We start from the raw sequence: 16,330 nt of genomic DNA, 5'->3' as shown, positions 1-16,330 counted from the left end.
TGTCGGCGCACTGGTGTTCACTGGTGGGATGAGGGCGATCTGGAAGGGTGCACTGACGTTCGGGCTCGTCAACGTGCCGGTGAAGGTGTACTCGGCGACCGAGGACCATGACGTGTCGCTGCATCAGGTGCACAACAAGGACGGCGGCCGCATCCGCTACCAGCGGGTGTGCGAGATCGACGGCGAGGTCGTGCCGTTCTCCGATATCGACAAGGCGTACGACGACGGCGACAAGACCGTCGTGCTCACCAAGGACGATCTGGCCGCGCTCCCCGCCGAGAAGAGTCGCGAGATCGACGTCGTCGAGTTCGTGCCGAGCGAGCAGATCGATCTGCTGACTCTCGATCGCGCCTATTACCTCGAGCCGGACTCCAGCTCTCCGAAGGCGTACGTGCTGCTGCGCAGGACGCTCGAGCAGACCGACCGCACCGCGATCGTCCGCTTCTCGCTGCGGCAGAAGACGAGACTGGCCGCGCTGCGCGTGCGCGGCGACGTGCTGGTGCTCCAGACGCTGCTGTGGGCCGATGAGGTGCGAGAGGCCGCGTTCCCGGCGCTGGATGAGAGCGTCCGCATCTCGGCGAAGGAGCTCGAGCTGTCGGCATCCCTCGTCGAGAGCTTCTCGAGCGACTTCGACCCCGAGGAGTTCACCGACGAGTACCAGCAGGAGCTGCGCACCCTGATCGAGGCGAAGCTGGAGCAGGGCGACGCGCTCGACACCTCCGAGACGTTCGGCGACCAGGAGGAGGAAGAGGCCGGCGGCGAGGTCATCGACCTGATGGCGGCCCTGCGCGCGAGCGTCGAGAAGTCGCGTGCGGCTCGCGAAGGCGGCGCGAAGGGATCGTCAGGGAAGAAGGATGCCGCAGCCGACGACAAGCCCGCGGCCAAGGCATCCGCCAAGAAGCCCGCGGCGAAGTCGACCGCCAAGAAGCCCGCCGCCAAGAAGAAGGCCTCCTGACGGTCCGACGCGCCAGCCGGCGTCCGGTCAGGCGCGCGGCGCGCCATCCTCGTGGTGCTCGGGTCCGCGGTCGAACACCTCGGGATCCAGTACCAACGCCTCGGCCTCCGAGTGGTCCGTGACGACGTCTTCGCCCGCGGCGGCCGCCTTCTTCGCCTTGCTGCGCTCGCGGAAGTAGTGCCACAGCGTCACGATGGCCGTGCCGCCGACGGCGGCGAGCAGGATCAGGTCGATGTAGTTCTCCACGAACCTGGCTACCGGCGGGATGAAGCCGATGACGTAGCCGAACATCGTGAGACCGAAGCCCCACAGCACCGCGCCGATGAGGTTGTAGAGCGTGTACTTCCACTTGTTCATGTGGCCGACGCCCGCCGCGACCGGGGCGAACGTGCGCACGATCGGAACGAAGCGGGCCAGGATGATGGTCAGCCCGCCGAACCGCTCGAAGAACGCGTTCGTGCGCTCCACGTTCTTGACGCTGAACAGCCCGGATTCCTTCTTCTCGAAGACCGCGGGGCCGCCCTTGTGGCCGATGTAATAGCCGACTTCACCGCCCAGGAACGCGGCGAGGCCGATCAGCAGCGCCACCCACCAGACGCTGATGCCGAACACGCCGTTCGGCGCATACGACTGCGGGTGCGACAGCAGGCCGGAGATGACCAGCAGTGTGTCGCCGGGGAGCAGGAACCCGATGAGGAGCCCTGTCTCGGCGAAGATGATGAAGCACACGGCGACGAGCGCCCAGGGGCCCGCCCATTCGATGATGGCGGCCGGATCCAGCCAGGGGATCAGCGCGGAGGGAACTGCGTGCACGATGGATGTCCCGTCGTCAGTCGGCGGAGGATGCGAGATCTCGCGTGCGGAAGGTGGGACTTGAACCCACACGCCCGAAGGCACAGGAACCTAAATCCTGCGTGTCTGCCGATTTCACCACTCCCGCGAGAGGCTCTCAGTCTACTGAGGGGAATGAGCGTCGGCTGTGGGGCTGGCCCCCGTTCCGAGGGCGATCAGCGGCGGATGCCGAACAGGAAGTAGCTCGCCGGCCCGACCCAGTTCACGAGGATCGCCGGGACCCACGCGGCCTTGGGTCCGCGCACCTCATCGGTGTCGCGGTTGGCGAGGTCCCAGAATGCCAGGAAGGCGAACGCGACCTGCACGATACCGAGGATGCCGAGCCCGGCTTTCGCTGCCGGAGCCAGCTCCGTCTTCGTCATCTTGGTCATCTTCGTCGTCCTTTCGTCGGTGTCTCCATCCTGCCGCGCGGAGGCGTGGGCCGCACCTGTGGATAACTTTCGGCCGGCTCCGGGACGAATTGCGAGGATGCTGACGTGACCTCTCCCGCCGCTCCCGTCGCGAGTCTCGTGGCGGAGCGCGTGCGAGAGAGGCTCCGCGCCGAGCGGTCGGATCCCACGCGCGACCCCGAGTTCGCGGCCCAGGTCGCCCGCGCCGAGGTGCGTCGCCACAACGACTTCGCCCTGGCGCGCGGCATGGCACCGGTCGACGATGAGTCGGCGTGTGTGCGGGAAGTCCTCGCTGCCGTGGCGGGGTTCGGCCCGCTGCAGGCGTACCTCGACGACCCGACCGTCGAAGAGGTGTGGATCAACGCCCCCGACCGCATCTTCGTGGCGCGCGGGGGCGTCGCCGAGCGGGTGCCGCTCATGCTCACCGACACCGCCGTGCGGGATCTGGTGGAACGGATGCTGCAATCCAGCGGCCGCCGGGTCGATCTGAGTCAGCCGTTCGTCGACGCCTCCCTTCCCGATGGCAGTCGGCTGCACGTCGTCATCCCCGACATCACGCGACGGCACTGGGCCGTCAACATCCGCAAGTTCCTTCCCGCGTACCGCGACCTCGGCCGGCTGGTCGCGGCGGGCTCGATCGCGCCGGAAGCCGCGACCCTTCTCCGCGACGCCATGATCGCCGGACGGTCGGTGCTGGTCTCGGGTGCGACGCATGCGGGCAAGACGACGCTGCTGGGTGCGCTCATCGCCGCGTGCCCGCCCGAGCACCGCATCGTGACGGTGGAGGAGACGTTCGAGCTCGCGGTCGCGGCGCCCGACCTCGTCTCGCTGCAGGGGCGCCAGCCCAGTCTGGAAGGCACCGGCGAAGTCACACTCCGACGGCTCGTGAAAGAAGCCCTGCGCATGCGCCCCGACCGTCTGGTGATCGGAGAGGTGCGCGACGCTGAAGCCCTCGATCTCCTGCTGGCGCTCAACACGGGTGTCCCGGGCGCCGCGACCATCCACGCCAACTCCGCGCGGGAGGCCCTCGGCAAGCTCGCCGCACTGCCTCTCCTCGCGGGGCGCAACATCGACGCGAGTTTCGTCCTGCCTGCGGTCGCGGCATCCGTCCAGCTCGTCGCACACTGCGAACGCGACGCCTCGGGCGCTCGACGGGTCGTCGAGATCGTCGCACCGACCGGCGTGGCGGAGGGCGTGGTCACCGCACGCACCCTGTACCGGGCGGATGAGCGGTGACCTTCGTGTGGGGCGCCGTGCTGGCGGCCGGGCTGCTCCTCGTGGCGTCGCCCTGGCTGTGGCCCGCAGGGTCCCGCAAGCGCACCGAAACGGTGCGCCGGGGGCGGATCGCCCGGCTGCTCGAAGACGCCGGGCTGTCCCGCGTGTCGGTCGCGTCCCTGCTGGTCGTCGCAATCGTCTGCGCCGTGGTCGCTGCTGCGATCGCGTGGCTCATCGCGCCCGTCGCCGCTCTCGCACTGGTGGCGGCCGTCGCCGGCGGGCTCGCGCCCTTTGCCGCGCTGCGCGCCCGCCGTTCGAAGCTGCTGCGCACCCGACGTGGACTCTGGCCGGATGTCTGCGACCTGCTCATCGCCTCGGTGCGGGCGGGCATGTCGCTTCCCGACGCCGTCGCAAGCCTCGGCGACTCCGCACCCGCCGAGCTGCGGCCGGCCTTCGCCGGGTTCGCACGCGACATGGCGGCATCGGGTCACTTCGACTCGAGCATCCAGCGCCTCAAGACCGGCCTGGCGGACCCGGTGGCCGATCGCATCGTCGAGACGCTGCGGATGGCGCGCCAGGTGGGTGGCACGGAACTCACCTCGGTGCTGCGTGCGCTCGCCACATCGGTGCGCGCAGATGCCGCGCTGCGAGCCGAGGTGGAATCGCGACAGTCGTGGATCCGCGGCGCGGCGGTGCTCGGAGTGGTCGCGCCGTGGGTCATCCTCGCGCTGCTCGCGATGCGCCCCGAGGGCGCGCGGGCGTACGGCAGCCCCGGGGGCATCGCACTCATCCTCGTCGGGGCTGCCGTCTCGGTGGTCGCCTACCGGCTGATGATCCGACTCGGCCGCCTGCCCGAGCCTCGGCGGTGGTTCGGATGATCGTCACCGGTATGAGCGACCTCGCCTTCGCCGTCGTGCTCGGCACGGCGCTCGGTGTCGGGGTATGCCTGCTGATCTCGCTCGCGCCGCGTTGGGGCGCGCCGAGCTTGGCGCGCCGCATCGCGCCGTACATCCGTGACGTCACCGACCCGCGTGGGCTCGACGTGGCGGCAGTCGGCGGGGGAGCACCCTTCGGCTGGTCGGCGGTGGCGCGCGGCCGGTTCGCCCGCATCGCCGGCGGCGATGCGGTGCTGACCCGGCGCCTGCACCGTGCCGCGTGGACGATCGATGCCGCGAGATTCCGCAGCCGTCAGCTCGGGTGGGCCATCGTGGGCCTCGGCGCAGGCGGGTGCGTGGTCGTCGTCCTCGTGCTCACCGGGCGCGGATCGCCGGTGCTCGGGCTGCTGCCGCCGGTCGCGGCGGTCGCAGCCGGGCTGGCCTACGACGCGTGGCTCACCCATGCCGCGAAGGCCCGTGCGGTGCGCATCGAGGAGGAACTGCCGACGGTCCTCGAGTTCCTCGCGCTGTGCCTGTCGGCCGGCGAAGGCATTCTCGACTCGCTGCGGCGCGTGAGCGAGGTCGGCGCAGGGGAGCTCACCACAGAGCTGAAGGGCGTGGTCATCGCCGTCGGCACGGGTTCACCGCTGTCCGAATCTCTCACCCGCCTCGCGGCCGGTCTCGAGATCCCTGCGCTGACCCGTTCGATCGATCAGCTCGTCGCGGCGATCGAGCGCGGCGCGCCGCTCGCACACGTGCTGCAGGCGCAGGCGCTCGATGCGCGAGAGGACGCCAAGCGCACCCTCATCGAACGCGCGGGGCGGAAGGAGATCTACATGCTCTTCCCGCTCGTCTTCTTGATCCTGCCGTTGAGCGTGCTGTTCGCGGTGTTCCCCGGCATCTTCATGCTTCGACTCGGACTCGGCTGAACGGCCGGAAGGAGAAATGATGAGTAAACCGATGCAGCGCTTCACAGCTCGGCTGTCCCGGGCCTGGGACGACCTCGCGGAGGACGAACAGGGTGACGTGCCCGGCTGGGTCCTGATCACGCTGATGACGGCCGGACTGGTCGTCGTGATCTGGGCGATGGCTGGACCGGCGCTCGCGGACCTGTTCGAGCAGGCGATCAGCCGCGTCTCCGGGCTTTGAGGTCATGCGCGTCATCGCGAGCCGCGCGACGTCGGGTCTGCGTGCCCGGCTCGTCCGCGACCTTCGCGATGACGCGGGTGCGAGCCCCGTCGAGTTCGTGCTCGTCGGCGCACTGCTCACGGTGCTCACCCTGGGCGTGCTGCAGTTCGGCCTCGCGGTGTACGTGCGCAACGTCGTGCACGACGCGGCCGTCGAGGGCGCGTATCACGCTGCTCTTGCCGACACGACGCTCGCGGACGGGGCGCAGCGCACACGCGAGATCGTCACCCGCACGATCGGGGTCGGGTACGCGACCGACGTCAGCGTGCGGGAGACGTCTTCGCTCGGTCAGGAGAGCGTCGAGGTGCGGGTTGTGGCAACGCTTCCGCTGGTAGGTCTGCTCGGCGCTCCCCGCACGCTGGAGGTGACGGCGCATGCGCCCGTCGAGTCGTTCGACTGAACCCGCGGCCCGCCCCAAGGAGACGGGCGAGCGTGGTGTGGCGGCAGCCTCCGATGGGCGAGACCCCGATGACGATGGCACTGGGCGCGATGACACCGACCGCGGTTCTGCGGCGCTCGAGTTCATTCTGGTAGGCCTGCTGATGCTGGTGCCGCTGGTGTACCTCATCGTCTCGCTGGGGCTCATCCAGGGGCAGAGCCTGGGCGCAGAGGCGGCGGCGCGGCACATCGCGCGCGCGGTGTCGACGGCGACCGGCGCCGACGAAGCCCGCGACCGTGCCGATGCCGTGCTGGCTGCCGTCGCGGCGGAGTACGGTCTCGAGGACGTCGACCTCTCGATCGACTGCACCCCTTCGGGGGCCTCCTGCCCGCGGGCCGGCGCGACGTTGCGCATCACCGTCCGCACCGCGGTGTCCCTGCCGCTCGTACCGCCGGTTCTCGGCCTCGAGCAGATCGCCGCGATCCCGATCGAGGCGACGGGCGCCCACAAGGTATCGCGGTTCTGGAGCGAGCAGTGAGGGCGCGGCTGCGGTGGTGGACCCGCGCAGAGACGCCGGCGGGGACTGATGACGAGGGCAGCGTGCTGATCCTCACGCTCGGCTACGCGGTGCTTGCGATCGCCGTGATCCTGGTGTGCACCGCGGCGACCAGCCTGTACCTCGCACAGAAGCAGCTCGATGCGGTGGCGGATGCCGCGGCCCTCGCCGCGGCGGACGGCTTCGAGCTGTCGATCGTCGGCGGAGAGCCCGTTGCCACGCTGACCGACGCCCGCGTGCGCCGCGAAGCCGATGCGATGGTCGAATCGATCGGAGAAAGGGCGCACCTCGTCGCAGCGACGAGCCCTGACGGCGTCTCGGCGCGGGTCACGGTCGCCGGGCAGTGGCATCCGCCCATCGTCACCATCTTCGTTCCCGACGGCGTAGCGCTGGAATCGACGGCGACGAGCCGCACCGCGCTGCGCTGACGCGCGCCCCCGCCGGTTCGCCCACCGTCTGGCGGCACCTGGCATGGCGATCCCACCCTCCGCTACAGTGAAGCGAATCGGTGCCACGGCACCCTGACCGGAAGGAGGACCACGATGGCTGTCTTCGTCACGCCCTGTGTCCCGTCCCCTTCCCTCGAGGTCGCCCGTACCCATTGATCCGGTGGCCTCCCATCCTGGAGTGTCCATCCCATGTCATCCGTGCGCCTCGACGCGTCCGCATCTCTCCTTCCGCCCGAGCTCGAGCCCGGCGCCGACCAGCGCTGGTCGACGTGGCCGGCCTCATCTCCCACCCAACGCGGTCCATTGCCGCACCCTCACTGGCTCGTGACCGCTTCGGCGGCCTTCGACACCGAGCTCGGCATCGTCAAGACCGGCAAGGAGGCCGACGTGCATCTGATCGAGCGCGCCGTGCCCGGTACTGCCGGCGTGCTGCTCGCCGCGAAGCGATACCGCAACACCCATCACAGCGACTTCCACCGCTCAGGCAGCTACGAAGAGGGCCGCACGATGCGGAACACCCGCGATGCCCGCGCGGTGGGCCGCAAGTCGGCGCATGGCCGATCTGTCGCCGCCGGGCACTGGGCGCACAGCGAGTTCGAGGCGCTGTGCCGTGCCTGGCAGGCCGGCGTTCCCGTCCCGTATCCGGTGCAGGTGAGCGACACCGAGGTGCTCATGGAGTTCGTCGGCGACGGACGAGCCGCCGCGCCGCGGCTCGCGCAGAGCAGGCTGCACGGCGAGCACCTGCGGGATGCCTTCGCCCAAGTCGTCGGTATCCTCGAGGCGTTCGCGGGGGCCGGGTACGCGCACGGCGATCTGTCGCCCTACAACCTGCTGGACCACCAGGGGCGCATCGTCGTGATCGACCTGCCCCAGATCGTCGACGTCGCCGCGAACCCGCAGGGGCTCGACTTCCTCCATCGCGACGTCGTCAACGTCTCGACGTGGTTCGCACGGCGGGGGCTCGAGAACGATCCTGAGGAGGTGTTCGCTCACCTGCTCGGGATGCTGTGGTGAGCCCGCCGGGTTTCGGGAGTGTCAGGTCGACGCGCGCACGTTGATCGTCGGCGTCAGCTGGACGTGCTGGGCCGGTGCCTGGTCTCGCTGCTCCAAGCGCATCAGGCAGGTCTCCAGTGCACGGCGGCCGACAGCCAGTTTGGGCGGCGCGATCGCCGTGAGCGGAACCGTGGCGAACGATGCGATCTCGTCGTCGTACGCGACGATCGCGAAGTCTTCGGGAACCCGGAGCCCCCGACCTTCCGCGATGCCGAGCAGTCCCACGGCGAGGTCGTCCGGCAGAACGATGGCTGAGCGGATCCCTGCCGCCAGGCAGTCGTCCAGGAACTCCCTCAGCACGTCCGAGGTGGAGCCGTCGCCCCATCGCGGCGAGGGGGCGGTGACGATCGGCCCCGGCATCATCTGACGGCGTCGGATGGCGCGTGCATGCCCGCGAGCGATCCAGGGCGCCGTCGCCGTCTCGCGCAGGAGGAGGCCGACGCCGCGGTGTCCTCGTTCGAAGAGATGATCGACCGCGAGTTCCGCGCCGAACCCGTGATCCGAGCGCACCGAATCGACCCGCAGCGTTGTCGGAGCACCGTCGGGCGAGCGTTCGATGAGCACGACGGGCGTGCGGACGCCGGCGATCGCCTGCCACGTCATGTCGTCGTCGATTCCGGGGCGAGCGGTGACCAGCATGATCGCGTCCGCACCTCCCGCGTCCAGTCGTGCCAGCTGGTGGATCTCTTCGCGCGGGTCGTAGTTGGTCGTGCCGAGAACGATCCGGATGCCGGCGCCGTGGGCTGCCCCGCTCACGCCACGGATGACGGGCGGAAAGTAGTAGGCGGCATCCGGCACGATCAGGCCGATCGTGGCGACCGGTCGTGATGACGTGCCGATGCCGCGTGCACCGACAGCCGGCGCGTCGGCGGCTTCGGGGAGCACGGCGCCGCCGTGCACCCGGCGGACGAGGCCTCGCTCGGCCAGCACCGACAGGTCTCTGCGGATGGTCATGCCAGTCAGTCCGGCGCGCTCCGCGAAGTCCGTCACCTCGATGCGGCCGCGCAGCACGATCTCCCGCAGTATGCGTTCGCGGCGTTCCTCGGCGATCATCGGGCTCACCATAGTCTCTTCGTGTCCAGCATGCGCGAGGGCGTTCGGCCGCCCTCCGGGCGGAAGGCGAAGCGGGGACGGCGCCTGCGCCGCCCCCGCTTCGGAGCCGAGGCTCAGCGGCAGTCGATCCCCGTGTAGGGCACCGTCGTGGTGGTCCGTGCGCCGCCGTCAGTCGTCGCCACCACCGTCACCTCGCCGTCGACGAGCTCACCGTTGATCTTGAACGACGAGCGGACCTGCTTGCCCGGGTCGACGTTCGCCCTGACGTCGTCGCCGAGCTCCGTGGCGACCGCGATGGCCACCCGCGCATCGTGGTCGTTCACGGTGGCGACGTGCACCCACGCGTTCGGACCGCGGCACTCGGTGAGCACGCCCACCGAGGTCGGCACGGCGCTTCCCGCCAGCTCGATCGCGAGCAGGCTGAGGCCTTCACCGGTCACCGGGCTGCCCTCGGGGAGCGTCACACCGGCCACCGGTTTGCCCGACAGCGGGATCCGCTGCGCGAACACCGAGGCCGGCGCCGTCACGGTCGAGATCGTTCCGCCCAGGTAGGGCCGCGTCCGCTGCAGGAAGGTGGCTGCGCCGCCGAGCAGCGCCGTGTCGGCGGCATCCGTCGACGCGTCGCTCCAGAGCGGAAGCGAGAGCTGCACCTGCTCGCTCGACCCGTCCTGGTAGTGGACCGTCGCGACCCCCGCAGAGGCGGTGCCGGTCGAGAAGCCCGCAATGATGAGCTCATCGCCTTCGCCCGTCAACGACACCTGCTGACCGGCTGCCTTGATCGCATCGGGGGTGCCGACCGCCGTCGGATGCCAGTCGAGCGGGTGCCCGAACGCTGTCACCTTCTCACCGACCGTGATACCGGCATCCGCCATTGCCTCGGCAGAGAACACGCGGAAGTCGGTGGTGATGGCCCCATTGCGCGGATTCGCCGTGGACGCCACTGCCGTCTGATTCACCAGTGCCGCGAACGGCAGCGGGGTGACCTCGATACCGGCGCCCTGATATGCGCCGATATTTGGTGTGGCAGGCACCGCGTTGCCGAAGAAGTCGCGCTCACCGGCATCCGCGATCGGCGTGCCGGCACCGAGTAGGGGCGACCCGACGGCGAGCTGATAGCCGGGCAGCGCCCGCGTCTGCTGGCCGCTGCCGGCGGCGATGAGCTGCGGGTCGCCGACGACCGGATCCGTTTCCGAAGCGGGAGGCTGGATGCCGCCGAAGTACGCGTTGTTCGCGTACACCCCGTTCGTCGTCTTCAGAGTGCCGCCCTGAGCGATGATGATGTTGTTCTTCATCTGCCGCGGTGCGGTCATGTCGTCCTCGAACGGCCGGTTCAGGCACGAGAACGTGTTGTTGTAGATGAGGTGCAGTCCCGGTCCGCCGCTCGCCCCACCGAGCCGGCAGTCGTCCTGCGACACGTTGTAGCGAAGGATGGCGTTGGCCGTGGTGGATGCGGTTCCGCAGCCCGCGATGCAGTCCAGGTAGAAGCCGCCGGCGTTGCCGTACGAGTAGTTGTACTGGAAGGTGCAGCTGCCCTTGATCTTCATGTCGCAGTCCCAGGCGGTGGAGTCGTAGGTCGAGCCCACGCTGTTGCCCACCACGTTGTACTGGAACAGCGGATCGACGGAGTTGTACGGCCACATGCCCGCGAAGTTCCCCTTGAGGAAGGGATACTCGCCGTGTCCGAGGTCGATCGCCGAGTTGTACTCGATGACCGGCTTGTCGGAATTGTGGATCACGATGCCGTCGCCGCCCACGGCGCGGATGTCGTTGCGGGCGACGTACACGTCCGTGTTGTAGTGCTTCGTGGTGTCGGGCGCCGAGAGCTTGATGCCGCCGGCGGCCGTGTCGTTGACGACGTTGTCGGTGACGGTGATGCCGTCGAACCAGCCGATGCCGTCTCCGAGCACCGAGATCCCCGCCGAGCGCGAGAACGCGTTTCCGAGCGTGGTCTTGTCGGACCACCCTGCGACGTTCTCGACGTGGTTGCGCGTCAGCACCACGCCACTGCGCTTGGTGCCGTCGTTGATCTCGTAGAGAATTCCGACCCGACGCTGGTCGGGCGTGCCCGGGTTGATCACGCGCATGCCGTCGACGGTCCAGTTGCTGACATTGAGGAGATGGATGCCCGCGAGCCGGCCGTCCCCGTTGATCGTGGCGGCCGCGTCCCCGTCGCCGTAGGGCGAGACGGTGATCGGCGCGACGTCGAGGCCGGAACCGGTGGGCGCGAAAGTGCCGACGCATTCGGTGCCGCGGTGGAAACGGACGGACTGGCCCGGCTGGAACGGTTGCACGGTCGCGAGCTCCTCGAGGGAGCGGAAAGGCGTCGCCTCGGAGCCGTCGCCGGCCGCGGAGGCCGAACAGTCGACGAAGTACACGGTGTCGGAGACGGCCACGACGTGCGCGGAGATCTCGCCTTCGGCCACGGCGCCGAAGAGCGACTCTGCGCGCGCGGTGATCCGGTATTCGCCGGCGGCGGTGCCGGCCGGAACGACGAACGACGCGGTGGCGTGGCCGCTGTCGTCGGAGTTGACGACGATCTCGGTGCCGGCAAAGCCGACGGTCACCGGAACCCGCGGGTTGGCGCCGTCGATGGTGACGGCGACCGGCGAGCCCGCGGCCAGCAGCGACAGGTCCACGTCGTCGGGCATGATCGTGAGCGGCTGCGCGAGGTATTCGTCGGTGCAGTTGATGCGCAGGTCCGCCCAGTCGGCGTGGTCGTTGCCGTTGCCCTCGGGTCCGGGCTCGGCGATCAGTTCGACGGTGCTGGCCCCGCGCAGGTCGAGGTTGAGGCGGCCTGCGGCATCGACGCCGCTGCGGGCGATCCGGAACCTCTCGGCGCCGTCGACCTTCACGACGAAGTCGACGCGGCCCTTGCCGGCCTGACTGTCATCGATGCCGACATAGCCGAGCAGTTGCGTGCACTGCTGCGAGACGTCGTACACGACGCGTGCGGGCGCGTGCGTGCCGAGGCCTTTGGGGTACTGGACGCCGCGGATCGACTGAATCGTCCGCGTCGTGTCGGGCACGGCCTTAGCGCCGTTGCTGTAGTCGCGCTCGACCGGACCCCAGCCGTTCTCGGCCGATGCCCACTCCAGGTCGCTGGCGTAGTGGACCTCGCCGGCAAGGTCCTCGGCCGCCACCGCGGTGGCCGGGGCGCCGGCGAGGCAGAGCGCGCCGATCGTCGCCGCGGCGAGCAGCGTCATCCGTTTTCTCAGCAAGGGATTCCTCCTCGAATCTCACGGTCCGCCGCCGGATCGACGGGGACGCAGTCATCGTGTCAGCGCCGGAGTGTTCAGTCGATCGAACTGAACACAACTGAACATCGCCCGATAACTGACGACTTCACCGCCGCGGAAGGACAGTACGGAGGGCCCCGGCGCGTGTGCGCCGGGGCCCTCCGTGACGTGATCGGACTAGCGGACGCCCCTGGCCGGCGTCGCCTGGAACGCGCGCTCGATCTCCTGCGAGAACGTGTTGCCCGCGGCATCCTTCGCCGTCACCCGCAGGTCGACCCAGCCGCCCTTGTCGGACACCGGGATCTGCGCGGAGTACCCGCTCACCCAGGCGCGGCTGGTGACGAACACGTCGCCGTTGCCCTCGACGGCGCCGGTCGGGGCATCCGTCTTGGCCTTCTTCAGCGTGACCGGCACCCAGGCGCCTCCCGCGGTGCGGGCTTCGAGCGTCGCGTCGGTGATGGCGCCCGCGGGGGCGGTGCCGGCGACGTGGCCGAGCTCGAGACCGAGCGGGATGCCGGATCCCTTGCGGCGACCCTCGCCCACCAGGTTGTCGACGTTGACGTCGACGTCGTAGTACGCCTGGATCATCGGCAGCAGCCGGTTCGTCCAGTCGCCCAGCTTGCCCTCGGAGCGGAAGGTCCAGTCGCTGACCGTCTTGGTCGATCCCTCGAGGTGCGCCCCGTCGTGCGTCGCGGTGCTGACCACGCGCCACTCCTGGTCGCCGTCCGGGAGGTCATACACGTTGACACCCTGGTGATCCGCCTGCTTGACCAGCTGACCGTCGATGTAGACGTCGGCCGTCTGGTGCACCGTCGAGGGCTCGATCCACGTGTCGAAGCTGCCGGTGTGCTCCGCGTCGCCGCCGTCGGCCCAGCTGGGGATGTTCACCTGCGCGTAGTCCGAGATGCGGTAGGGAACCCAGTAGCCGGTGGCGACGTACGGGCGAACGATGCCGCCGAAGTACTCGACCTCGAGCTTCTTGCCCGGCTTGTAGGCGCGCAGCATGTCGCGCATCTCCCAGCGGACGGACTCGACGCCGACGCCCTGGTTCCAGCGCAGATCCTGGGTGTTCACCCATTCCTCGCGCACGGTGCCGCGCTCGGCGCGCATGAAGTAACCCGAGCCGTACTGGGCGCCCGGCACGAAGTCGTACCGGAATTCGCCCATGAGCTCTTTCTGGCCGTGGTACGTCGTATCGATGCGCGTCAGCTTCTTCGGCGCGTAGGCGAGATTCGCCGGGATTTCGCCGTCGCTGTAACGGGCGATGTCGTAGACCACGTCGGGGTACGGGTCGCCGACGGCCCTCACCGTCACCTTCTTCTTCGCCATGTCGGTCAGGAGCTGACGGCCCTCGACGCCGCTGATCGCGGCGACCGCAATCGGGGCGTCCGTCGTGAAGTCGTCCGAGCCGACCCACGTGCTCAGCTCGCCGTCGGCGTCGTTGACGAGGATCATCAACGTGGCCCCGGCCGCAGCCGCGTTCGCCGCGGCCTGCCCGGGTGAGACCTCGCCGGAGAGGGTCACGACCGCGACCTTGTTCCTGACGTCGGTCGCAGCGAACTCGTCGGCGCTGCCGCTGCCGGCGTTCACCGCGGCCGCTTTGATCTCACCGTCCAAGAACGTGGATCCGACCTGCAGGACCACGTCGAGGGGCTTCTTGCCCGCCGTCACGGAGAGCATCGGCTCCCAGAGTCGCCAGCGCGTCGTAAGGGCGAAGTCGGCGTCGTCGACCTTCATGGGCTGCGCCCACATCTCGTCGATGAGCACCGGCATGATCGCGCTCGCGGAGAAGTCGTCCGCGCGGAAGTCCATGCGACCGAACGACTGTTCGAGGTCGTCACGACCGACGTCGACCGTGACCTCCTTCGCCGTGCGTGCGTCCAGGGCGACCGTCGCGTCCTTCGTGAGGGTCAGCTTGGGGTCGCCGGTGAGCACGGTCGCCATGGTGTCGGCGTTGCGATTGATCTCCATATACGACATCACCGTGTAGTCGCCCTTCATGAGGCGCAGCGTCGTCTCGCCTTCGACGAGGATCGGCTCGGCCCACTGCGCGGCGGCGTCCCACAGCATCGCGTAGACGCTGACAGGCTCGCCGTCGAAGCCGGTGGCCTTGATCGTGAGGTCGTAGCGCTCCGCCTCGGCGATCGTGCCGAGCGCCGTGCGCGTCACAGCCACGCCGTCCACCGAGCCCGTCAGCGTGCCCGACAGCTGGGTGCCCGCGGGAACCTTGGCGGGGTCCACCGTCATCGTGACGGATGCGGTGCCGCCGGCGGGGATCGTCACCGACTCGGCGTCGATCGTCAGCGCGTCGAACGCGATCCCGTCCGAGAGCGGACCGGGGCCTTCGCCGCCACCGGGCGTCGTGTCGGTCAGCGTCGCCTCGAGGGCGACGGTGATCTCGGCATCGGTGCGGTTGGTGTACTCGACGGTGCGCTCGACGGGAGTCGGCTCCTCGCCCCACATCAGCATGCCGAAGTCGCCCGAACCGGAGGCGACGACGGGCGCGTTGAGCGCGGCGTCGACGTTGATGACCCCCGTGCCGCCCTGGTACGACGTGTAGCCGAGGTCGGTCGCGGTGCTCGCGAGCGCCGCCTTCAGCTGCGCGGTCGTGAGCTCGGGGTCCGCGCCGAGCAGGATCGCTGCGGCGCCCGCCACGTGCGGGGTGGCCATCGAGGTGCCGCTCATGGTGATGTACGAGCCCTCGCCGCCGCTGTCGGCGGAACGCGCCGCCGTCACCTCGTTGCCGGGGCCGGTGACGTTCGGCTTCAAAGCACCCGAGCGCGAGAGCGGCCCCTGGCTCGTGAAGTAGGAGAGCTCGCCCGACGGGTCGTCCACGGATCCGACGGTGAATGCCTGCTCGGCGGAGCCCGGGGCCCCGATGGTCTCGGGGGAGCCGGCGTTGCCGGCGGCGACCACGAACAGCGCGCCGGTCTCCTCCGCGATCTGGTTCAGCGACTCGGCCATCAGGTCCTTGCCGTCGGACGGCGACTGCGAACCCAGGCTCATCGACACGATGGGAGCGTTCTGGCCCGCCCACTCCATCGCCTCGATGATCCACGAGTCCTGGCCGTAGCCGTCGGAGCCGAGCACCTTGCCGATCAGCAGGTCGGCGCCGTCGGCGACGCCGCGGTGGGTGCCGTCCGATGCGGCGCCGGTGCCCGCGATCGTCGAAGCGACGTGCGTGCCGTGGCCGTTGGGATCCCAGGCGACTTCCTCGCCGGGCACGAAGCTCTTCGAGCCGTCGAGGATGTGGCCCTGCAGGTCGGGGTGGGTGTCGTCGATGCCGGTGTCGAGCACAGCGACCGTGACGCCCTCGCCCGTGTACCCCTGGGCCCAGGCCGCGGGTGCGTCGATGTAGGGCACGCTCGAGTCGAGCGTGGAGCGGACCTTGCCGTCGAGGTGGATGGCCTCGATGCCGTCGGCGAGCGTCGGCGTGGCCGAGAACGCGCGGGCCGACGGCGCGGTGAGCGACTGCCATGCGGCCGCGGCGTCATCGTGGCCGAGCGTCGCGGCCGCGCCGCCGACACTCTCGAGCGGCGCGATGACCTCCAGCCCGGGGACCGGCGCCGAGAAGGTGCGCGCGGCCGCGGCATCCTGCTCGACGATGACCGGGGTGGCGTCGACCGAGGCGTCGTCGTAGCCGTACTCGATCAGCAGCGACACGTTGAACAGGTCCTCGTCGAGGGCGCCCGACGCGAGATAGGGCATCGCGCCCTGGGGCACGACGTGCAGGTCGTCGCCCACCTCGTACGTCTGCACGCCCGCACCTTCGACAGCCGTGTCGACCGACACGGTGTGCGTGCCGTCCGACATGTCCGTGACCGTGACGCGATCGCCGGTGATGAGGGTGACGGTATGTGCCTGGCCGGCCGTGGCTCCAGCGGAGGGTGCGGCGGGCGGCGTGGGGGTGGCCGCCGCCGGCATCGTCGCGAGGCCGATGCCTGCGATACCGATCGCCAGACCGCTGGTGGCGGCGACGATCGGGCGCAGGCGGCGGCCGATGGGCTGGGTTCGTGACATGCGCGAGCCTCTCGGTGTGGGGATCCGTGTCCCCCCACCTTCGCCGTCCGCTCGCCTAAAGTGGGTGGCGGAGAAACGCCATGGCCTGCATCCGCCACGCTCGGCGGGTG

At 69.7% G+C, this 16,330-nt stretch carries 14 protein-coding genes and 1 tRNA gene; 9 read left to right on the top strand and 6 right to left on the bottom strand.

Features of this window, described 5'->3' with window-relative positions:
* The first annotated feature begins 28 nt into the window (after window positions 1-28).
* The gene (gene ku, locus NCG93_RS05370; RefSeq protein WP_194415074.1) at window positions 29-955 is read left to right on the top strand and encodes a non-homologous end joining protein Ku; all 927 of its coding nucleotides are present in this window, start codon (window positions 29-31) and stop codon (window positions 953-955) included.
* Between the two features lie 27 nt (window positions 956-982).
* Here ku and NCG93_RS05365 read toward each other — a convergent pair whose 3' ends face one another.
* The 3 genes from NCG93_RS05365 to NCG93_RS05355 all read right to left on the bottom strand — a co-directional run bounded on the left by NCG93_RS05365 (window position 983) and on the right by NCG93_RS05355 (window position 2,178).
* Complete coding sequence (locus NCG93_RS05365) at window positions 983-1,768, bottom strand: DedA family protein (protein ID WP_194415075.1); 786 nt, start codon at window positions 1,766-1,768, stop codon at window positions 983-985.
* Between the two features lie 45 nt (window positions 1,769-1,813).
* Window positions 1,814-1,895 (bottom strand) — tRNA-Leu (locus NCG93_RS05360).
* Window positions 1,896-1,962: 67 nt separating this feature from the next.
* Window positions 1,963-2,178, bottom strand: coding sequence for a PLDc N-terminal domain-containing protein (locus NCG93_RS05355; protein ID WP_194415076.1), 216 nt, complete (start codon window positions 2,176-2,178; stop codon window positions 1,963-1,965).
* Window positions 2,179-2,283: 105 nt separating this feature from the next.
* On the opposite strand from NCG93_RS05355, the gene NCG93_RS05350 reads away from it, so the two are divergent.
* The 8 genes from NCG93_RS05350 (at window position 2,284) to NCG93_RS05315 (ending at window position 7,872) form a co-directional block, all read left to right on the top strand.
* A complete protein-coding gene (locus NCG93_RS05350) occupies window positions 2,284-3,432 on the top strand; it encodes a TadA family conjugal transfer-associated ATPase (RefSeq protein ID WP_194415077.1) in 1,149 nt (382 codons plus the stop codon).
* Window positions 3,429-4,289, top strand: coding sequence for a type II secretion system F family protein (locus NCG93_RS05345; protein ID WP_194415078.1), 861 nt, complete (start codon window positions 3,429-3,431; stop codon window positions 4,287-4,289). The genes NCG93_RS05350 and NCG93_RS05345 overlap by 4 nt, the downstream gene beginning before the upstream one ends.
* A gap of 11 nt (window positions 4,290-4,300) precedes the next feature.
* Window positions 4,301-5,215 (top strand): type II secretion system F family protein, encoded by a 915-nt coding sequence (locus tag NCG93_RS05340; protein WP_241742172.1) that lies wholly within the window; start codon window positions 4,301-4,303, stop codon window positions 5,213-5,215.
* 31 nt (window positions 5,216-5,246) lie between these two features.
* On the top strand, window positions 5,247-5,435 hold the full coding sequence (locus tag NCG93_RS05335) for a hypothetical protein (RefSeq protein ID WP_194415982.1): 189 nt from the start codon (window positions 5,247-5,249) through the stop codon (window positions 5,433-5,435).
* 4 nt (window positions 5,436-5,439) lie between these two features.
* The gene (locus tag NCG93_RS05330; protein WP_194415080.1) at window positions 5,440-5,874 is read left to right on the top strand and encodes a TadE/TadG family type IV pilus assembly protein; all 435 of its coding nucleotides are present in this window, start codon (window positions 5,440-5,442) and stop codon (window positions 5,872-5,874) included.
* Window positions 5,849-6,391 carry a TadE/TadG family type IV pilus assembly protein gene (locus NCG93_RS05325; protein ID WP_241742173.1) on the top strand — a complete coding sequence of 181 codons (543 nt, stop codon included), beginning with the start codon at window positions 5,849-5,851 and terminating at the stop codon, window positions 6,389-6,391. Before NCG93_RS05330 ends, NCG93_RS05325 begins: the two co-directional genes overlap by 26 nt.
* A 62-nt stretch (window positions 6,392-6,453) precedes the next feature.
* Window positions 6,454-6,837 (top strand): pilus assembly protein TadG-related protein, encoded by a 384-nt coding sequence (locus tag NCG93_RS05320; RefSeq protein WP_252787455.1) that lies wholly within the window; start codon window positions 6,454-6,456, stop codon window positions 6,835-6,837.
* A 345-nt stretch (window positions 6,838-7,182) separates the two neighbouring features.
* Complete coding sequence (locus NCG93_RS05315; protein WP_252787454.1) at window positions 7,183-7,872, top strand: serine protein kinase RIO; 690 nt, start codon at window positions 7,183-7,185, stop codon at window positions 7,870-7,872.
* A 21-nt stretch (window positions 7,873-7,893) separates the two neighbouring features.
* Here the strand turns inward: NCG93_RS05315 and NCG93_RS05310 are convergent, their stop codons facing one another.
* The 3 genes from NCG93_RS05310 to NCG93_RS05300 form a co-directional block, all read right to left on the bottom strand.
* Window positions 7,894-8,964 (bottom strand): LacI family DNA-binding transcriptional regulator, encoded by a 1,071-nt coding sequence (locus NCG93_RS05310; protein WP_194415082.1) that lies wholly within the window; start codon window positions 8,962-8,964, stop codon window positions 7,894-7,896.
* Window positions 8,965-9,077: 113 nt separating this feature from the next.
* A complete protein-coding gene (locus NCG93_RS05305; RefSeq protein ID WP_194415083.1) occupies window positions 9,078-12,167 on the bottom strand; it encodes an NPCBM/NEW2 domain-containing protein in 3,090 nt (1,029 codons plus the stop codon).
* 210 nt (window positions 12,168-12,377) lie between these two features.
* Complete coding sequence (locus NCG93_RS05300; protein WP_194415084.1) at window positions 12,378-16,220, bottom strand: S8 family serine peptidase; 3,843 nt, start codon at window positions 16,218-16,220, stop codon at window positions 12,378-12,380.
* Window positions 16,221-16,330 lie beyond the last annotated feature (110 nt).

The sequence above is a fragment of the Microbacterium yannicii genome, from assembly GCF_024055635.1.
In the GTDB taxonomy this organism is placed as follows: domain Bacteria; phylum Actinomycetota; class Actinomycetes; order Actinomycetales; family Microbacteriaceae; genus Microbacterium; species Microbacterium yannicii.
This window is presented reverse-complemented; position numbering and strand designations above follow the sequence as displayed.